This window comes from Qipengyuania soli, from assembly GCF_015529805.1.
Lineage (GTDB): Bacteria > Pseudomonadota > Alphaproteobacteria > Sphingomonadales > Sphingomonadaceae > Qipengyuania > Qipengyuania soli.
In genome coordinates this window covers 1601379-1614471 of sequence record NZ_CP064654.1, presented here as the reverse complement: position 1 = coordinate 1614471, position 13093 = coordinate 1601379, and the positions used below count along the sequence as shown (strand labels likewise).

General features: G+C 64.0%; 12 protein-coding genes. 7 read left to right on the top strand and 5 right to left on the bottom strand.

Annotation, left to right across the window (positions count from 1 at the left end):
* The first annotated feature begins 33 nt into the window (after positions 1 to 33).
* From IRL76_RS08050 to IRL76_RS08035, 4 genes are all read left to right on the top strand, one after another.
* Entirely contained in the window at positions 34 to 633 is a 600-nt protein-coding gene (locus IRL76_RS08050; protein ID WP_200980866.1) for a hypothetical protein, read from the top strand.
* A 297-nt stretch (positions 634 to 930) separates the two neighbouring features.
* Positions 931 to 1293 carry a hypothetical protein gene (locus IRL76_RS08045; protein WP_200980865.1) on the top strand — a complete coding sequence of 121 codons (363 nt, stop codon included), beginning with the start codon at positions 931 to 933 and terminating at the stop codon, positions 1291 to 1293.
* Positions 1294 to 1364: 71 nt separating this feature from the next.
* A complete protein-coding gene (topA, locus tag IRL76_RS08040) occupies positions 1365 to 3914 on the top strand; it encodes a type I DNA topoisomerase (RefSeq protein ID WP_200980864.1) in 2550 nt (849 codons plus the stop codon).
* Positions 3914 to 4096, top strand: coding sequence for a hypothetical protein (locus IRL76_RS08035; RefSeq protein ID WP_200980863.1), 183 nt, complete (start codon positions 3914 to 3916; stop codon positions 4094 to 4096). The genes topA and IRL76_RS08035 overlap by 1 nt, the downstream gene beginning before the upstream one ends.
* On the opposite strand, the gene IRL76_RS08030 is transcribed toward IRL76_RS08035, so the two are convergent.
* Genes IRL76_RS08030 through lepB form a run of 5 tightly spaced genes read right to left on the bottom strand, consistent with a single transcriptional unit; the run spans position 4093 to position 8407 of the window.
* Positions 4093 to 4704, bottom strand: coding sequence for a hypothetical protein (locus IRL76_RS08030; protein WP_200980862.1), 612 nt, complete (start codon positions 4702 to 4704; stop codon positions 4093 to 4095). The genes IRL76_RS08035 and IRL76_RS08030 overlap by 4 nt on opposite strands.
* A gap of 30 nt (positions 4705 to 4734) precedes the next feature.
* Positions 4735 to 6003: an MgtC/SapB family protein gene (locus IRL76_RS08025; protein ID WP_200980861.1), complete on the bottom strand. Its 1269-nt coding sequence runs from the start codon at positions 6001 to 6003 to the stop codon at positions 4735 to 4737.
* Positions 6004 to 6909, bottom strand: a complete 906-nt coding sequence (gene era, locus IRL76_RS08020; RefSeq protein WP_200980860.1) for a GTPase Era — start codon at positions 6907 to 6909, stop codon at positions 6004 to 6006.
* Complete coding sequence (gene rnc / locus IRL76_RS08015; RefSeq protein ID WP_200980859.1) at positions 6906 to 7568, bottom strand: ribonuclease III; 663 nt, start codon at positions 7566 to 7568, stop codon at positions 6906 to 6908. The genes era and rnc overlap by 4 nt, the downstream gene beginning before the upstream one ends.
* A gap of 8 nt (positions 7569 to 7576) precedes the next feature.
* Entirely contained in the window at positions 7577 to 8407 is an 831-nt protein-coding gene (gene lepB, locus IRL76_RS08010) for a signal peptidase I (RefSeq protein WP_200980858.1), read from the bottom strand.
* A 67-nt stretch (positions 8408 to 8474) separates the two neighbouring features.
* Between lepB and pgi the strand changes: the two genes are divergently transcribed.
* From pgi to IRL76_RS07995, 3 genes are all read left to right on the top strand, one after another.
* Positions 8475 to 10025 (top strand): glucose-6-phosphate isomerase, encoded by a 1551-nt coding sequence (gene pgi, locus IRL76_RS08005; protein WP_200980857.1) that lies wholly within the window; start codon positions 8475 to 8477, stop codon positions 10023 to 10025.
* 50 nt (positions 10026 to 10075) lie between these two features.
* Positions 10076 to 11479: a PAS domain S-box protein gene (locus IRL76_RS08000; protein WP_200980856.1), complete on the top strand. Its 1404-nt coding sequence runs from the start codon at positions 10076 to 10078 to the stop codon at positions 11477 to 11479.
* 203 nt (positions 11480 to 11682) lie between these two features.
* On the top strand, positions 11683 to 13080 hold the full coding sequence (locus IRL76_RS07995; RefSeq protein ID WP_200980855.1) for a DEAD/DEAH box helicase: 1398 nt from the start codon (positions 11683 to 11685) through the stop codon (positions 13078 to 13080).
* Positions 13081 to 13093 lie beyond the last annotated feature (13 nt).

The following is a 13093-nucleotide window of genomic DNA, read 5'->3' as shown; positions in this document are numbered from 1 at the left end:
GTGGGCGCACCATACTCGGAGCTCAGGCAAGCCATGTCGCAGCTCGTTTCGAAGTCGTTTCCCTGGCTGATCGGCTATCTGATCCTCGTTACCGTGCCGTATGTCCTCGTCGATACTTTCGCGCCCGAGATCGACAGTCTTGCCTTAATCTTGAACATGCTTGCTTGGGCACTGGGATACCTTCTCTTTCTCAAGCTCATGCAAACCGGGGGGTTTTTGGCAGGCGGGCGTAAGACCGGCGTGGGTACCTATTTTGCTGTGGGATTCACCATTTCCATCCTGGTTGGTCTGGCTCTCATGGTGCTCGTCATCCCGGGACTTTACTTGCTGATGCGCTGGAGTCCCGCTTGGTCGCGCGCGCTGGTCTCCGATTATGGGGTGGGAAATTCGATGCGGTGGGCATGGAGCCGCACTGAGGCAATTCAGCGCGATCTTGCGTGGGGAATGGTCGGTCCGACGCTTTGCTTCCTCGTGACCATCGGTCTGGGACTTGCAGTCTACCAGTTCTATGAGTGGGTCAGTTGGAGCAATTACGTCATTGCTTCCATCATTTGGAACACAACATTGTCTTTGGCATCGGCATGGTATGCCGTCCTCAGCGTAGCTGCATTCGACCTTGTGACGAAAGATTAGACTGACCTCACCGTCAAAAGTCCCGATCTGGGACAATTGTAAGAATTCGACACAAATGACGGCATTGTGACGCGTTCATGCAATGCGAATCGCCTTCGCAGGCGCAACAGGGCGCCGCGCTGAGGCCCCCCGCTATCGCGCAACCCGGTCGCAACCATCGCAAGTTTCATTAGCGGGCGCGCCCCCGGCGCTCTCGCGACGGGCCGCCTTCGTACCTCCTGTACGGGCGGCCCGTTCCATTCTGGCAGCTTGACCCCAGAACCTTTTGCGAAGCAGAACCCGCGCGAGGGAGGCCGTATGACGCCAGAGGAACAGTTCGCGAGCCGGGTCTATCGCTGGGCCGCAATCTACGGAATTCCCGTCCTGCTTCTCGCTTACTTCCAGCCCGTGCCTGATCCGTGGCACCTGACGCATCTCGGCTTTGCGGGCACAGCACTGGTCTTCCAGGGTGTATTCCTCGTCATTGCCCGCGACCCGCGCCGCTTCCAGCCGCTGATGCCGGTGACCTTCTTTGAAAAGCTGTGTTTCGGTATTCCGGCGGTTGCCTTCGCTCTCACCGGGCAGAACGAAGTGATGACCGGCATCTTCGGAGCGATCGACCTTCTGCTCTTCGCGCTGTTCCTAGTGGCGTGGCGGAAGATGGTGCGTTCCACGGCTTGACGCCCCCGAATCTCCGGCCCCATTTTCGCGCGTACGTACACGTACACACGTAAGGGACTGCATCTTACCCCATGCAACTGGTCATTGTTGAATCGCCCGCCAAGGCGAAAACTATCGAGAAATACCTGGGTTCGGACTTCAAGGTCCTGGCCTCCTACGGGCACGTCCGCGACCTGCCGCCCAAGGACGGCAGCGTTCGTCCGGACGAGGATTTCGCGATGGACTGGGAGCTCTATCGCGACAAGCAGAGCCGCTTCAAGGATATCGCCGACAACGCCAAGAAGGCCGACCGCCTGATCCTTGCTACCGACCCCGATCGCGAGGGCGAAGCGATTTCGTGGCACGTTCGCGAACTGCTGCAGAAGAGGAAGGCACTGCCCGACAAGGTCGAGCGGGTGACCTTCAATGCGATTACCAAGCAGGCGGTGACCGACGCCATGAAGTCGCCGCGCGAGCTCGACCAGCCGCTGATCGACGCCTATCTCGCGCGCCGCGCGCTGGATTATCTCTACGGCTTCACGCTGAGCCCGGTATTGTGGCGCCGCCTGCCCGGGGCCAAGAGCGCAGGCCGCGTCCAGTCGGTCGCCCTGCGCCTGATCGTCGACCGCGAGATCGAGATCGAGCATTTCCGTGCAGAGGAATACTGGTCGGTCATCGCCAAGCTGCAGCACGACGGCACCGAGTTCGACGCGCGCCTCGTCAAGTTCGACGGCGACAAGCTCGACAAGATGACGCTCGGCAACGAAGGCAGCGCCATGGCCGCGAAGAAGGCGGTCGAAGGGTCGAATTTCACGGTCGAGGAGGTCGAGACCAAGCCCTTCAAGCGCAATCCGGCGCCGCCGTTTACCACTTCCACGCTGCAGCAAGAGGCGGCGCGCAAGCTGGGATTCTCGGCCAGCCACACGATGCGCCTGGCGCAGTCGCTCTACGAAGCGGGCGCGATCACCTATATGCGTACCGACGGGGTCAGCATGGACGGCAGCGCTATCGCCGCCTGCCGCAAGGCCGTGGCCGACCGTTACGGCGGCCACGCGCTCCCCGACAGTCCGCGGATGTACAAGACCAAGGCGAAGAACGCGCAGGAAGCGCACGAAGCCATCCGTCCGACCGACTTCAACCGCGACCGCGCAGGATCGGGTGACGAGGGCAAGCTCTACGATCTCATCTTCAAGCGCGCGATGGCGAGCCAGATGGCCGCCGCCAGCCTCGAGCGGACGACCGTTACGTTTCGCGATCCGACCGGCCGCCACGAGCTGCGCGCCAGCGGCCAGGTGGTGAAATATCCCGGCTTCCTGGCCGTCTATCAGGAAGGTCGCGACGACCCCGAGGACGACGAGGACGGTCTGCTACCCACGCTCGCCAAGGGCGATGCGCCGCTCAAGAAGGGCGTCGAGGCCAACCAGCACTTCACCCAGCCGCCGCCGCGTTTCTCCGAAGCCAGCCTCGTCAAGCGGCTGGAGGAACTCGGCATCGGCCGTCCCTCGACCTATGCCAGCACGATCCAGACGCTGCGCGACCGCAATTATGTCCGGATGGAGAAGAACCGCTTCTTCGCCGAGGAAAGCGGGCGCTTGCTGACGGCTTTCCTCGAGCGATTCTTCGAGCGCTACGTCGCCTTCGATTTCACCGCCGGGATGGAGGAGGAACTCGACACCGTTTCCGACGGGCGCGAGGATTGGAAGGCGCTGCTCGCCGAGTTCTGGAAGGACTTCAAGCCCAAGACCGAAGAGGTGATGGAGAAGAAGCCTTCGGAAGTGACCGAGGAGCTCGACGACTTCCTCGCCGACTACCTCTTCCCCGAACGTGCCGACGGCAAGGATCCGCGCCACTGCCCACTGTGCGAGGCCGAAGGCCGCGAAAACGGCAGGCTGGCCCTGCGTGGCGGCAAGTTTGGCGCCTTCGTCGCATGTGCCAATTATCCCGAGTGCAAGTACACCCGCCAGTTCGCCAAGCCTGGCGGCGCGGATGGTGACGGGGGCGAGGACGCGGTGCTCGGCAACGATCCCGAGACCGGCCTGCCGGTCGAGCGCAAGAGCGGCCGCTTCGGTCCCTATGTGCAGCTGGGCGAGGGCAAGGAGGCCAAGCGCGCGAGCATTCCTAAGGACCTCGACGACTTCGATCTGGAATGGGCGCTGAAGCTGTTGAGCCTGCCGCGCATCGTCGGGGCGCATCCCGAAACGGGTCTGGAAATCGAAGCGAATATAGGACGTTACGGTCCCTATCTGCGCCATGACGGAAAGTACGGCAAGCTGTCGGGCACGCGCGAAGTGTTCGATGTCGGCATGAACCGTGCGGTCGATATTCTCGCCCAGGCCGCTAATCGCGGCGGGGCAGGTGGACGCGCCAAGGCCGAGCCGATCAAGACTCTCGGCGCGCACCCGACCAGCGGCGGCGAGATGAAGGTCATGCCGGGCCGCTACGGCCCCTATGTCACCGACGGCACGACCAACGCGACAATCCCCAAGGACGTGAAGCCCGAGGACCTGACCGAAGCGCAGGCGATCGAACTGATCGACGCCCGCGCCGCCAAGGGGCCCGCCAAGAAGAAAGGCCGCAAGGCTCCGGCCAAGAAGAAGGCGGCACCGAAGAAAAAGGCTGCCGCGAAGAAGGCTGCCAGCTGATGGCCAAGGAGCATTTCGAGCGGCACAAGCAGCCCTGGACCAGCGACGAGGCCAGTCAGCTGCGCACGCTCGCGGCCAAGGGCAAGGGGCTGAAGGAGATCGCCAAGGCGCTCAATCGCAGCGAGGAATCGACCAAAGACTTCGCCAAGAAGAACAAGATCGAGTTCGCCAAGAAGCGTTAGGCCTGTCCCAGCGACAGGCTGGCCATCTTGCTGCGCTCTTGCGCATCCTCGCCGATGCGGTCCCATAGTGTGCGCATGAAGGCCGTTGCATCGTCGTTCGAGGCAAAGGCGCTGTCGGGTAGGCACAGCGTCAGCGCATCTGCCCCGACGATCCAGTAGGGTTCATCGCGGACGATCTGGTGGATCGAGGGGTATGATGCGACCGCCGTGAAATTGTCCGTCCGGTATTCGAGGCCCCGCTCGTCCAGAACATAGGCGACATCAGCCTCATTCGGGATTCCGCGCTTCGCGAGACCCTCTCTCCAGGCTTTGTCGAGCACGATCGCCACGCGCTTCCAGCCTCGATCCACTCCCCACAGCGTTCCGAAAGCCGCGAGTACGAGCATGGCGAAAAGCACCGATATCGGGTGCGCCATCATCCAGGTGGGCGGGATGAAGAGGCTTAGGATGCCCGCAATCGTCAGGCCAAGCATCGTCCCGACCATGGTCGCCAGAGTGAAGTAGGCCCTCGTGTGAAAGCCGGTATGAGCAACCTTGCCATGGACCACGCTGGCTGCCCAGGTAGCCTCGTCGAGACGCAGCCTTCCGTGTGCTTCCAACCTCTCCATGGCTTGCAGGCCCTTCCCAAAAAATCCTTGCTAAAGGCGGAGATAGCCCACGATCAGGCTCGCCGCCAGCGCCACCATGCTCGCTCCGAGCGCCAGTGCTGCGGGTCGCGCGGCACCCTTGCCATAGACGAGGGTGGTACCGAGCTTCACGGTCATGTTGGCAAGGATAGTCCCGCCGATTGCCAGCGCGGCGAGGTGAGGGGCGATGGTCCCGGGTTCCAGCCCTCCGGCGGTGATGATGGCGGCATCGACATCCATCGTTCCCATGACCAGCAGCAGGACCGCTATGCCCTGTTCGCCGAAGGTCCCCTCGGCCCAGCGCGCGACGACGGCAGCGACCGCGACGAAGGCGACGAATGTGAAGGCGGGAAGCAGGGCTATCGGGTTGCCCGGCGGGGCCGCGCCGGTGCTGTGCGGCGCCCGGCGATAGAGCCACCAACTGACAGCGAAACCCGTCACAAGTGCCGGAGCCACGATGATCACGAAGGGCACGAGCAGGCTCGTCGCGAGGATCGCGACCAGCACTATCACCCGCAGGTACATCACCGCCGTGGCCAGCGCGATACCGGCATTTTCCGCCCCGCCGCCTTCTCCTGCGCCAAGCTTTTGGGAGAAGGAATAAGTCACCGCAGTCGAGCTGTAGGCCCCGCCGATGATGGCAGTCGCGATGGTCCCGCGCTTCGCCCCGAACATCCGGTTGGCGGCGTATCCGGCGAAGGAGAAGCCGGTGACGACGATCACCACCAGCCACAGCGCGTGTGGATCCCAGGCGTCATAGGGGCCGAAACGTCCGTTGGGCAGGAAGGGATAGACCGCCGCCGCGATCACGGCGTAGCGAGCGAGCGCCTTGATGTCCTCCTCGTCGAGCAGGTGGATCAGCCGATGCGTCTCGCTCCGCAGCGCCAGGACGAAAGTCGCCACTGCCGCGCCCGCTACTGCAAGAGCCGGCTGGCCAATACCTGCGAGAAAACCGAGAACGATCGTCACCATGGCCGCGACGGCGGTGGTAGCATCTGCGCGTCCGCTGGACTGCATATCGCGCCAGTATCCGAGGGCTGTAACGCCAGCGAGGCCGGCGACGATCAAACCGGCAACGAGCGAGTAGCCAAGTGACTGCAGCAGGCCTGCCACGCCTGAACCGAGTCCGAGCAGTGTAAAGGTCCTGATTCCGGCAACTCGCGACCCGTCGGCAGCTGAACGCAACTTCCAGCCGCGCTCGATGCCAATCAGCAGGCCGACGGCAAATGCCGCGCCGAGCGTCAGGGACGTGGGGCCGAGGCTAATAGAGGCCCCTCCCATCTAGCGCACCCAGTCGAGGCCCATTTCCTCGAACATTTCCTTGTCCTCGGTCCAGCGCTCGTCGGTCTTCACATGGAGGAAGAGGTGGACCTTCTGGCCCAGTACTTCGGACAGTTCCTTGCGCGCCGCCTCGCCGATGGCCTTGATCTTCGATCCGCCCTTGCCGAGCACGATGGCGCGCTGATTGTCGCGGGTGACGACGATCTGCTGGTGAATCTCGACGCTGCCGTCCTTGCGCTGGATGTATTTCTCCGGCCGCACCGCGCTGTCGTAGGGAAGTTCCTCGTGCAGCTGCTTGTAGAGTTGTTCACGCGTGATCTCGGTGGCGAGCAGGCGTTCGCTGGCATCGCTGACCTGGTCTTCGGGATAGTGCCAGGGACCCTCGGGCATCATTGCGGCAAGCGCGGCCTTCATCTCGGGCACGCCGTCGCCGGTAAGGGCAGACACGAAGAACACCTCGGCGAAGTCGACTTTTTCGCCCAGTTCCTGCGCCAGTGCGAGGAGCGGCTCCTTCTTGGCCACATCGACCTTGTTGAGGACGAGAATCTTGCGCTCGGGCCGCCCGGCGATCTGTTCGACCAGTGGTTCTAGTTCGTGGCGGCGCTGCTTCACCGGGTCGACCAGCAGCAGGATCGCATCGGCGGCTTCCGCGCCTTCCCACGCCGCGCTGACCATGGCGCGGTCGAGGCGGCGCTTGGGCGCGAAGATGCCCGGCGTGTCGACCAGGATCATCTGCGTGTCGCCGTCGAGCGCAATGCCCATCATCCGTGCCCGCGTCGTCTGCGCCTTGGCACTGGTGATGGCCACCTTCTGGCCGACGAGCTGGTTCACCAGCGTCGACTTGCCCGCATTGGGGGCACCGAGCACGGCCACGACGCCGCACCTTGTGGTTGCGCTATCGCTCACCCGTATTTCTCCATGAATTCCTTGGCTGCGGCCTTCTCGGCTTCGCCCTTGCTGCTTGCAGTCCCTTCCGCCTCGCCGACGCGGTGAACGCGTACGCGCACCGTGAAGGTCATCGCGTGGTCGGGGCCCGAACGTTCGATGATCTCGTATTCGGGCGGCTTGCGCTGGTTACCCGCGGCCCATTCCTGCAGCGCGCTCTTGGGATGCTTGGCCTTGCCCGCTCCGCTTTCGAGTGCGGGGCGGAACAGCAGTTCGACGACTTCGCGGGAGGCTTCGAAACCGTTGTCGAGATACTGCGCGCCGAGCAGGCTTTCGACAACGTCGCCCAGGATGTTGTCACTGTTGCGGCCGCCATCGGCGTGGGCCTGCTTCGAGATGCGGATATGTGCCGGCAGGCCGATGCCGCGGGCGACTTCGGCGCACATCTCGCGGCTGACGATGGCATTGAGGCGCTGTGCGAGCTTGCCCTCGGGCGCGGTGCTCTGGCGATAGAGCCAGTTGGCGATCGAGAGGCCGAGAACACGATCGCCGAGGAACTCCAGCCGCTCGTAATCGCGCTTTTCGCCCATGCTGCCGTGGGTCAGCGCGGCGAGCCACATTTCCTCGTCACGCACGGTGAAGCCGGTCGCTTCAAGCCATGCGCGGGTATCGTCGGACATGCCCTTGCTCATATGCCGTGCCCAATCCGGTCCCAGCGCGCGGCAGTGAACCATGTCCAGGGGAACAACCATTCGGCGCTGCCATCGGTGGAGAACAACACCACGCTGGCGCGTGCGACCAGCGCGTTCTGGTCGACCAGCCCCACGCCGCCCCCGGGGACTGCGGGAAAGCGGCTGTCCATCGAGTTGTCGCGGTTGTCGCCCATCATGAAGACCTGCCCTTCGGGCACGACGACGGGGCCGAAATCGTCCTGGATGGTGGCACCGAAGTCGAGCACCTGGATCTTCTTGCCGCCCGGCAGCGTCTCCTCGAAGCGGGAATAGCGGCAGGCTTCGTTGCCGCTCGGGTAGCGCATCAGCTGTCCGCGGGGGTGGCAGCGGGTGTTGGCGCTTACCGGCATGAGGAAGTCGGCGATCTTCCTCTTGGGGACCATCTCGCCGTTGATGACCAGCACGCCGTTGCGCATCGCGATCGTATCGCCGGGAAGGCCGATGGCCCGCTTGACGTATTCGGTGCCGTCGACCGGGTGCTTGAACACCACCACATCGCCGCGGGTAGGCAGACTTCCGAATACGCGGTCCCTGGGGCCCGGTATCCCCAGAGGCAGCGAATTCTCGTTGTAGCCATAGGGCCACTTGGCCGCGATCAGGTAGTCGCCGGTCTGCAGGCCGGGCAACATGCTCTCGCTGGGAATGGTGAAGAAGCTGAACAGGAACGTGCGGAAAATCAGCACTGCAAGCACGAGCTTGGCGCAGAACCACAGGAAGCTGCCCCAGCTTTCCTGCTCCTTGCGCTCGCCGCCCTCGACGGCATTCGTATCCATTACCTGATCTGTCATGCGGGGTTCTCAATCATCGCCGAGTTCCCTAGTCGCGGCAGTCGGCACACGAAAGGATTTTTGCGCGATGACCACCCCGACCGAGCTCTGGCACAAACTGGCATCCCTGCCGCGCCCGACGCTGGGAGAACTGTTCAGCGCCCAGCGTGACGGCGGCGAGGGCGCCGACGAGCCTGCGGGTGCAGCACGCGTCGCCATGCTCTCCGGCCGGATCGAACTGGGCGACGGAGGCATCCTGTTCGACTGGTCCAAGACTCATCTCGACCGCGATGTCGTTGCCGCCTTCGAGGAACTGGCCGAGGCGATGGATTTCGGCGGAATGCGCGCCAAGCTGTTTGCCGGAGAGATCGTCAATCCGACCGAGGGCCGTGCCGCCGACCATGCGACGCTGCGCGGCACGGGCGATCCTGCCAAGGTCGAGGAAGCCGCGGCCCTGATCGACCGCATGGGCATGCTGGTCGAAGCGATCCATGCGGGCGCACTGGGCGAGATAGAGCACCTGATCCACATCGGCATCGGCGGCAGTGCCCTGGGCCCCGCGCTTGGGGTCGACGCTTTGAGCCGCGACCTCAGCTATTGCGACGTTCATGTCGTCTCGAACATCGACGGCGTCGCGCTGGAGCAGGCGTTCGCCGCCTGCGATCCGGCCAAGACGCTGGTTGCGGTGGCAAGCAAGACCTTCACCACCATCGAGACCATGACCAATGCTGAAAGCGCGCTGAAGTGGCTGCGCGACAATGGGGTTTCGGACCCGGGCGGGCGCGTGATCGCGCTGACCGCCGCACCCGAAAAGGCAGTCGAATGGGGTGTCGATGAAACCCGCATCCTCCCGTTCCAGGAAAGTGTCGGCGGCCGCTATTCGATCTGGTCGAGCATCGGCTTCCCGATCGCAATGGCGGTGGGCATGGACGATTTCCGCGCGATGCTTGCAGGTGCAAGGGCAATCGACGAGCATTTCCGCGATACCGACGGGGCGGCCAACCTCGTCCTGCGCGCGGCATTTGCCGACCTCTATTATTCGCGTGTGCGCGGGTGCCAGACCCGCGCCGTGTTCGCCTATGACGAGCGGCTGGGCCTCTTCCCGGACTACCTCCAGCAGCTCGAGATGGAATCCAATGGCAAGAGCGTTACTGCCGACATGCAGCCGGTCGAAGGTCCGACGGCACCGATCACTTGGGGCGGAGTCGGCACCGATGCGCAGCACGCCGTGTTCCAGCTGCTCCACCAGGGCACCCACCTGATTCCGGTCGACTTCATTGCCAGCATAGCGCCCGGCGACGACCTTGATGCCGCACACCATCGTATCCTGCTGATGAATTGTTTTGCGCAGGGTGCCGCACTGATGGCGGGCAAGGCGGGCGAGGACCCGGCGCGCAACTACCCGGGCGACCGGCCGAGCGCGACAATGCTGTGCGACGACCTCGACGCGGCGACCCTGGGCGCGTTGATTGCCTTCCACGAACACCGCACCTTCGCCAACGCCGTGCTGATGGGCATCAATCCCTTCGACCAGTTCGGCGTCGAACTGGGCAAGCAGATGGCCAAGGCGATCGAGAAGGGCGGGGAGCAGTTCGACGCCAGCACCGACGCTCTGCTCAAGGCAGCTGGTTTGGGTTAGGTCGAATTTTCATTCCAGTCCGGCGTAGTCGTGATAACTGGGACCAATCGATGAACGAACCTGCCGACACATCCTTCCGCGATGCGCACTTTGCCGCAATCGTCGCCAACTCGACCGACGCCATCGTTTCCAAGGATCTCAATGGCGTCGTGATCTCCTGGAACGCTGCGGCCGAGCGGCTGTTTGGCTGGACCGCGGAAGAAATGATCGGCGAAAGCATCCGGCGCATCATTCCATCCGACCGCCAGGATGAGGAGGACAGCATCCTTGCGAGGGTTCGCGCCGGTGAACTGATCACCAAGTTCGAGACTGTGCGGCAGACCAAGGCAGGCGCACCCGTTCCCATCGCCGTCACCGTTTCGCCGATCCGCGATGCGGAAGGCAAAATTGTGGGCGCGTCCAAGATCGCCCACGACCTGCGCGAACACAGCACGCTCCGCCAGGAATTGCGGGAGAGCCAGCAGCAATTCGCTGCCCTGGCGCAGAATATCCCCCAGCTCGCCTGGATGGCTGACGGCAAGGGCTGGATCTATTGGTACAACCAGCGCTGGTACGACTATACCGGCACAACCCTGGAGCAGATGCAGGGCTGGGGCTGGCGCGACGTCCACCATCCTGAGCATGTCGACCGTGTCGTCGAGCGTATCCAGCACTCATGGGACACCGGCGAGGTATGGGAGGACACCTTCCCGCTACGGGGTGCCGATGGCGAATTCCGCTGGTTCCTGTCGCGTGCCAACCCGCTCAAGGACGACGAAGGAAACGTCCTGTTGTGGTGCGGGACCAATACCGACATCACCGAGCAACGCGAAGCGAGCGAGCGCATCACCTTGCTCATGCGCGAGGTAAACCACCGCGCGCGCAACATGCTCTCCACCGTTCAGGCGATCGTCAATCGCACGGCATCGGCCAGTGACAGCGAGCTTGCCGATGCATTGCTTCGTCGCATCGCGGCTCTCTCGGCCAACCAGAACCTGCTCAACGAAGGCGATTGGGTCGGGGCGGTCGTCGCGGACATTGTTGCCTCGCAGATACTGCATGTCGGGGACATAGCGGAAGGACGCATCCACACGGGTCGCCGTGACCAGGTCATGCTGAAACCCGGTCCAGCTGAGGCGCTGGGCCTCGCCATCCATGAACTCGCTACGAACGCCGCGAAATACGGGGCGCTCGCAAACGACACCGGCGAGATCGACGTTACCTGGGGCTTCGAAGGCGAAGGCGAGGACAGGCGCTTTGTCATGGAGTGGCGCGAGCGCGGTGGGCCGCCGGTCGAAAAGCCCGAGCGCAAGGGCTTCGGCACCACCATCATCGAACGCAATCCCGCCTTCGCCATGCGTGCCGACGTGACGCTGGACTTCGATCCCGCCGGCCTCGTGTGGCGGATATCCGCACCGTATGACAGTGCGATCGCGCCGGACCTGTCCGACATCTCTCGACCCGAAGCGGATTGACTTTTTGCACTGCAGCATCCACATGGCCGCCATCGAGACGCGCTAGCCAGCGTGAAGCGGCGATGTGGAGACATCCATCGCCCCGGCCGCGCCTCGGCATGTTTTTCCAAGGACTTCCCTTTTCACGCGGGTCGTTTGACACCCGCGCCGCGCCCGGAATCCGCCAGGAACCGGTCTGCGCGCCGCATATATTGCGAGTTACGATGACACAGTTTTCAGACCTCGGGCTTTCGCAGCCCGTCCTCCAGGCCCTCGATCTCAAGGGCTACGACACGCCGACTCCGATCCAGGAGCAGGCCATTCCCCCCGTCCTCGCGGGCCGCGACCTCATGGGCATCGCCCAGACCGGCACCGGCAAGACGGCCGCCTTCATGCTGCCCTCCATCGACCGTCTGCGCGAGGCGGAGAAGCAGACCCCGTTCAAGTCCTGCCGCATGCTGGTGCTTGCGCCGACCCGCGAACTGGCGGGGCAGATTGCCCAGTCGGCCAAGGACTACGGCGCGCTTGCCGGACTCAAGGTGCAGTCGATCGTCGGCGGCACCTCGGTCAACAAGGACCGCAACAAGCTCCACCGCGGGACCGACATCCTCGTGGCCACGCCGGGCCGCCTGCTCGACCTCATCGACCAGAAGGCCTTCGCGCTAAACGGCGTCGAAATCCTCGTCCTCGACGAGGCCGACCAGATGCTTGACCTCGGCTTTATTCATGCCCTGAAGCGGATCAGCCAGCTGGTGCCGAAGGAGCGCCAGACGCTGTTCTTCAGCGCCACCATGCCCAAGTCGATCAAGGACCTCGCCGCGCAATACTGCCAGTCGCCGGTCCACGTCTCGGTCACTCCCGAAAGCACCACGGCGGAGCGCATCGAGCAGTATCTCTTCATGGTCCAGCAGGACGAGAAGCAGACCCTGATCGAGATGATCCTCAAGGGCCGCCACCGCGTGCCGGGCGAGTTCGAGCGCGTGCTCGTCTTCACCCGCACCAAGCACGGTGCCGACCGCGTGGTGAAGAAGCTCGGCCAGGTCGGCGTGCGCGCGAATGCCATCCACGGCAACAAGAGCCAGCCGCAGCGCGAACGGGCGCTGGGCGAATTTCGCAGCGGCACCACGCCGGTGCTGGTGGCGACCGACGTCGCCGCGCGCGGGATCGACATCCCGGGCGTCAGCCACGTCATCAACTACGAGCTGCCCAACGTGCCTGAACAGTACGTCCACCGCATCGGCCGCACCGCGCGCGCCGGGCGTGACGGCATTGCCATCGCCTTCTGTGCCGAGGACGAGCGCGACTACCTCAAGGACATTCGCAAGAAGACCGACGCCGAGTTCGAGCGCCTGCCGCTGCCGGACAATTTCCGCGCCGTGGTCGAAGGCGTCGGGCCGACCAAGCGCGAGCAGAAGCCCAAGCTTGCCCGCCCGAACGTGCGCCCCACCGGCGATGCCGCGGCAAGGAAGCCGAAGCCGAAGAACAAGCACCCCAACCGTGCCGGCGCACCCAAGCGCGATGGCGCAAGCGGGGGCGGGGCACCCGGCGGTCGTCCGCAGGGAAAGCGACCCGGCGGGGGCGGCAATCGTCGCCGGCGTTCGGGGGCCCGTCGCCAAGCCTGATCGTTTGGCTGCT

Coding starts and splice junctions, on each gene's coding strand:
- IRL76_RS08050 (WP_200980866.1), top strand. CDS start 34: ATGTCGCAGCTCGTTTCGAAGTCGTTTCCCTGGCTGATCGGCTATCTG.
- IRL76_RS08045 (WP_200980865.1), top strand. CDS start 931: ATGACGCCAGAGGAACAGTTCGCGAGCCGGGTCTATCGCTGGGCCGCA.
- topA (WP_200980864.1), top strand. CDS start 1,365: ATGCAACTGGTCATTGTTGAATCGCCCGCCAAGGCGAAAACTATCGAG.
- IRL76_RS08035 (WP_200980863.1), top strand. CDS start 3,914: ATGGCCAAGGAGCATTTCGAGCGGCACAAGCAGCCCTGGACCAGCGAC.
- IRL76_RS08030 (WP_200980862.1), bottom strand. CDS start 4,704: ATGGAGAGGTTGGAAGCACACGGAAGGCTGCGTCTCGACGAGGCTACC.
- IRL76_RS08025 (WP_200980861.1), bottom strand. CDS start 6,003: ATGGGAGGGGCCTCTATTAGCCTCGGCCCCACGTCCCTGACGCTCGGC.
- rnc (WP_200980859.1), bottom strand. CDS start 7,568: ATGTCCGACGATACCCGCGCATGGCTTGAAGCGACCGGCTTCACCGTG.
- lepB (WP_200980858.1), bottom strand. CDS start 8,407: ATGACAGATCAGGTAATGGATACGAATGCCGTCGAGGGCGGCGAGCGC.
- pgi (WP_200980857.1), top strand. CDS start 8,475: ATGACCACCCCGACCGAGCTCTGGCACAAACTGGCATCCCTGCCGCGC.
- IRL76_RS08000 (WP_200980856.1), top strand. CDS start 10,076: ATGAACGAACCTGCCGACACATCCTTCCGCGATGCGCACTTTGCCGCA.
- IRL76_RS07995 (WP_200980855.1), top strand. CDS start 11,683: ATGACACAGTTTTCAGACCTCGGGCTTTCGCAGCCCGTCCTCCAGGCC.